The 5,299-nt window shown below is 49.0% G+C and carries 5 protein-coding genes; 2 read left to right on the forward strand and 3 right to left on the reverse strand.

Going from position 1 to position 5,299, the window contains the following annotated elements; all coding sequences use genetic code 11:
- A partial coding sequence (locus ACTHS3_RS06200; protein WP_440367411.1) for a YihY family inner membrane protein occupies positions 1-353 on the reverse strand: 353 nt, incomplete at its 3' end.
- A gap of 99 nt (positions 354-452) precedes the next feature.
- Between ACTHS3_RS06200 and wrbA the strand changes: the two genes are divergently transcribed.
- Both wrbA and ACTHS3_RS06210 read left to right on the forward strand, forming a co-directional pair.
- Positions 453-1,058, forward strand: coding sequence for an NAD(P)H:quinone oxidoreductase (wrbA, locus tag ACTHS3_RS06205; protein ID WP_004520937.1), 606 nt, complete (start codon positions 453-455; stop codon positions 1,056-1,058).
- Positions 1,059-1,270: 212 nt separating this feature from the next.
- Positions 1,271-3,448: a TonB-dependent siderophore receptor gene (locus ACTHS3_RS06210; protein WP_070625263.1), complete on the forward strand. Its 2,178-nt coding sequence runs from the start codon at positions 1,271-1,273 to the stop codon at positions 3,446-3,448.
- 190 nt (positions 3,449-3,638) lie between these two features.
- On the opposite strand, the gene aroG is transcribed toward ACTHS3_RS06210, so the two are convergent.
- Both aroG and ACTHS3_RS06220 read right to left on the reverse strand, forming a co-directional pair.
- Positions 3,639-4,682, reverse strand: a complete 1,044-nt coding sequence (aroG, locus tag ACTHS3_RS06215; protein WP_070625261.1) for a 3-deoxy-7-phosphoheptulonate synthase AroG — start codon at positions 4,680-4,682, stop codon at positions 3,639-3,641.
- Between the two features lie 278 nt (positions 4,683-4,960).
- Positions 4,961-5,299, reverse strand: a 339-nt coding sequence (locus ACTHS3_RS06220; RefSeq protein WP_440367414.1) for a DUF2459 domain-containing protein, incomplete at its 5' end; no start/stop codon positions are given.

Here is a 5,299-nt window from a genome sequence, read left to right on the forward strand (position 1 = left end):
GTCCGAATCAGCATCAGCGAGGTTACGACCAACATCACACTACCGATGGCCGTCAGCTTGGTGGCCTTATCGCGGAACGCATTGATGTAGTCAAACACCATATCCGCGCCCTGCGGCACAATGGTGCGGTTGATAAAAGAGACAAATTCCCCCGACCATTGGTCGAAAACGGGGAAGGCCGAAGCGATGACGACCATCACCGTCAACACGGGCACCAAAGCCAAAAGTGTCGTAAACGTCATGTTTGCCGCTACCTGCGGCACACGCTCGTCATCAAAACGGCGCACGACAAACCAAGCGAACGCTACGCCTTTACTCTTTAAAAAACCTTGCCACCATTGCGAAAACGGCATAACCTTTTCCCACTTTTAAATTGAAATTTCTTCTTTTCAGACGGCCCGAGTATTTAAAAGGCCGTCTGAAACCTGACAGCATTGTAACGGAAACCCCAAATGAACCCAAATCCTCTGAAAATCCTCGTCCTCTTTTATTCCCAAAATGGCAGCACGCGCAACCTTGCCCGCCAAATCGCACGCGGTATCGAAAGCGTGGACGGTTGCGAAGCCGTGTTGCGTACTGTTCCCAAAGTTTCCACCGTTTGCGAAGCCGTTGAAAAAGCCATTCCAGACGAAGGCGCGCCATACGCGACTGCCGACGACCTCAAAAATTGCGCCGGCCTTGCGCTCGGCAGCCCAACACGTTTCGGCAATATGGCCGCCGCAATGAAATACTTTATCGACGGCACCATTCCCCTTTGGCTCGGCGCAGAACTCGTCGGCAAGCCTGCCACCGTATTCACCAGCACATCTTCGCTGCACGGCGGCCAAGAAAGCACCTTGCTGACCATGATGCTGCCCCTGTTGCACCACGGCATGGTCATCAGCGGCATTCCATATACCGAGTCCGCGCTCAGCAATACCCAAAGCGGCGGCACGCCTTACGGCGCAAGCCATGTTTCCGGCCATGACAGCAAGCCGGCATTGACTGCCGAAGAAAACGATATTGCCTTTGCGCAAGGTAAACGTTTGGCAGAATTGGCACGAAAATTGGCAGACTGATTACCTTGTAATAAAAAGATTAAGGCCGTCTGAAAACCTGATGATACGGGTTTTCAGACGGCCTTTTTAGTTAATTAGGACTAGTTTGAAAATAAATATTTTGAATTAAACGAACTACTTAGAAAATAGTGATTAGAACATAGTTTCATCGGACTACATCTTTTTGATAGAATCTGCGACCAAATTGTAAAGATAAGCTAATTGGAGAGGCTATGTCACTACCTGTATTTCCCTATGGCAAATTAAGCTTTGCCGTCAGTCTGGCGCTGTGTTCGGCGTATTCTTTCGCGACCGAAGTAGAAAATACCCAGCCGCAAGAACGTGTCGATTTACCGACAGTTACCGTCCAAGGTGTCGGAAAACAGACTACTTCCAACTACACCATTCCCGCTTCCTCTGCCGCGACAGGCATCCGCCTGACCCAGCGCGAAACGCCGCAGTCCTTGTCTGTCGTTACCGAAAAACAAATGGACGACCAAGGTTTGGATACCTTGCAGGACGTGTTGAAACAAACGCCGGGCGTGTTTCACAGCAAAATGGGTAACAACGTCTCCGGCCACAGCCAGTTTATTTCGCGCAGTCAGGCGATTGACAGCATTTCCGTAGACGGCGCGCCCAAATTCCTTTACGACGGTAAAGCCATCCGCCGCGGCACCAACAATCTGGACAGCACATTGTACGAACAAGTCGTCGTCGTACGTGGCGCAAGCGGTTTGTCCAACGGCGGTATGGGCGAGCCGGGCGGTACGGTTGCGTTGGAACGCAAAAAACCGACTGCCAAACCTGCCGTCAGCGTAGAAGCCGGAGTCGGTTCGTGGAACCATTACCGCTTCGTCCTTGATGCCAATCAGCCTTTGAATGCAGACAATACCTTGCGCGGCCGCGCTATTTTGGTCAGCGACCATGGCGGCGATTACCTGCCGAACACTTCGCGCCACAATCACACTTTCTACGGCACTTTGTCTTACGATATCACGCCGCAAACCCAATGGCGCCTCGGTACGGAAATACATCGTTTCCGCAATACCGGCAGCTCGCGTTTCAGCTACCTGACCGCAGCAGGTTCGCGCCGTACTGGATTCATACCGTTTGAGTCTTCGCCGCGCAGCAATTCTTCCGCGCGCTGGGCATACGGCAAAGACACCAGTGCCGAAGTATTCACTTCCCTCAGCCATGAGTTTGACAACGGCTGGAAACTGACAGGCGATTACAGCCATGTTTCGGGTAAAAACGACATCGTTTCAGGCATTGCCGGTACATTTGAAATCAATCCCGATTACTCTGCACTTTTCACTTCAGACCGCGACCGCAGCAAATACCGCGATCAGAATTTTGCGCTGGCCTTGGACGGCCATTATCCGGCGTTGGGCCGTTCGCATGAGTTCAATGCGGGCATCAGCTATCAGGACAACAAAGAAAACCTTTCTTTCTACGAAGAAGGCGAGTCGATGATTCCCGATTTGCGTAAATTTGACGGCAACATCGCCAAACCCGATATGCCATATCTGCGCGATGGTTTTTCACGCATGAAAAACCTGTCGGTTTACGGCTCGACCCGTTTCAAACTGACCGACAAGCTCGCCTTTATCGGCGGCAGCCGTTTTGTGGATTGGCGTTACCGTTACAGCACCAGCCGTAACAAATTCGTACACAGCAGCCACAAACAAAATGTTTTCATTCCTTATTTGGGCGTAACCTACGACATCGGCGACAATTTGACCGCCTATGCGTCTTACACCACCATTTTCCGTCCGCAAGTGCGTTATCTGACCAAAGACGGCGCGGCGCTCAAACCACAACGCGGCAAAACCTACGAGACTGGTTTGAAAGCGTCATGGTTTGAAGGCCGTCTGAATGCTTCCGCCTCCGTCTTTATGAACAAACGCGACCATTTGGGCGTTGTCGCAGGCAAATTCGCGAATGGCGAGGAATACTACCGTGCAGCCGACAACACCACAACAAAAGGCGTGGAGCTCTCTGTCGGCGGCCGCCTGAGCGATAAATGGCTGTTGAATGCGTCTTATGCACGTTCTAAAATCAAAGACAGCGAAGGGGTTCAACTGCATCCGTCTTATCCGGTTCATTTGTTCAAACTCTTTACCACGTATGACGTGACCGACCGTTTGAACGTAGGTGCCAACGTCAACTGGCAAAGCCGCAGCCACACGCTGGATGAATATCCTGCAGACATCAATCCGGCTGCCGCGGCCGCGTTGACCCAACGTCCGTATGCAACGCTGGACTTGACCGGTCATTACAAAATCGGCAAATCCACCCGCATCAGTTTGGACTTTGAAAACGTCTTTAACAAACGCTATCGCACCATGCCGGATATTCACGTTTACGGCACGCCGCGTAGTGTGACTGCAACGGTTAAACACACGTTTTAATTGAAAAGAAAAGTAGGAGAGACCGTCTGAAAACCTGAATGATCGGGTTTTTAGACGGCCTGAATATTTTCTAACATATTGTTTTTACGTCGAACCTGACTAAAAATTGCTCGGGATATTGAGCAAAGAAATCAAAATGACAGACGCAAAAAAGACCGGAACATATCCGGTCTTTTTAATGGTTTCGCACTTATGCTTTGTAACTTTTCGCTTCGGCAAGCAGTGCCAGCAATTCTTCAGTCGTATCCCAACCGATGCAGGCATCTGTAATACTTTGACCGTAAACCTCTGGCTTGTCCTGACGGCCTTCAACCAAGTGGCTTTCTACCATCACGCCCATGATGTTTTCTTCACCGGCTTTCAGCTGCTCCGCAACATCGCGTGCTACATCCATTTGTTTGCGGAAGTCTTTACGGCTGTTGGCATGGCTGCAGTCCACCATCAGTTTGCTGCTCACGCCGGCTTTTTGAAGCTGCGCAACAGCGTCTTTAACGTGTTCTGCGCTGTAATTAGGCTCTTTACCGCCGCGCAAAATCGCATGGCAGTCAGGGTTGCCGCTGGTGTGGACAATCGCGGAATGACCGGCTTTGGTTACAGACAAGAAGTGGTGTGGATGATTGGCGGCGCCGATGGCGTCAATGGCAATTTTCAGATTGCCGTCCGTACCGTTTTTAAAACCGACAGGGCAGGAGAGGCCGCTGGCCAATTCGCGGTGTACCTGGCTTTCAGTCGTACGCGCACCAATCGCGCCCCAAGAAATCAGGTCGGCGTAGTATTGCGGCGTAATCATGTCCAAGAATTCAGTCGAAGCAGGCATGCCCATTTCGTTCAAAGTCAGCAACAACTGACGCGCTTGGCGCAGGCCGTAGTTGATGTCAAACGTACCGTCCAAGTGAGGATCGTTAATCAGGCCTTTCCAGCCAACGGTTGTACGCGGTTTCTCAAAATACACGCGCATCACAATCAGCAGCTCTTTCTCATATTTTTTGCGCAAGGGCAGCAATTTTTGCGCATATTCTACCGCCGCCTTAGTATCGTGAATCGAGCATGGGCCGATGATGACCAGCAAACGGTTGTCGCGGCCGTGAACCAAATCCGAAATCTCATGACGTGTTTTATAAACCAAATTGGCAACGTGAGGCGTAACAGGCAGCTCATACAAATGCGCGATTGGAGGAAGTAACTCTTTGACTTCTTTAATTTTAATATCGTCAGTAGGGTGGTGTTGGGACATGATGAACTCTCTTGTTTATTTTTGATACAGGTTACAGGTTTTAGCAGAATTAAACAAGGCTTAGTTTTTTGTTTTAGCAATTTTATTCTAAAATTTCTTTATTTTAATTATTTTATAGAATTTAAAATCAGTTTGTTTATAAAAATTAATATTTAATGCTATTTAAGAATTTTATTTATATAATAAAGGGTTTTGGGGTTTTATCAAAATACAGGCCGTCTGAAAATGTTCAGACGGCCTGAAGTCTTACATAGACCAAAAATTGAGAAGCGTGAAGGCTATCGATATTGTTCCAGCAAGGGCGAAGAGAAAGGAGTCCAATACACGCCTTTAAGGCCGCTTTCAACCAATTTGTCATTCAACCAAGTGTTACAAGTATTGAATAAATGATAGCGCCCTTTGGCTTCGTAAAAAGCATCGTTAGATTGATGATGAATTCCTTTTAGCAAGATGGGGTGCCCATTTTTTTGTTGAAAACCGGCCAAGAGCGATTTTGTTAAATTCCTGTATTGCTCAGGCGTGACCAAAAATTTGACGACGTGGCTATTTTCTCGTGGTTCAAAAGGATAATAAGTAACATGAATCAGCGTACGGTTCAGCCCGCTTAATGCACCTAA

The organism is Neisseria sp. P0009.S007, assembly GCF_051962515.1.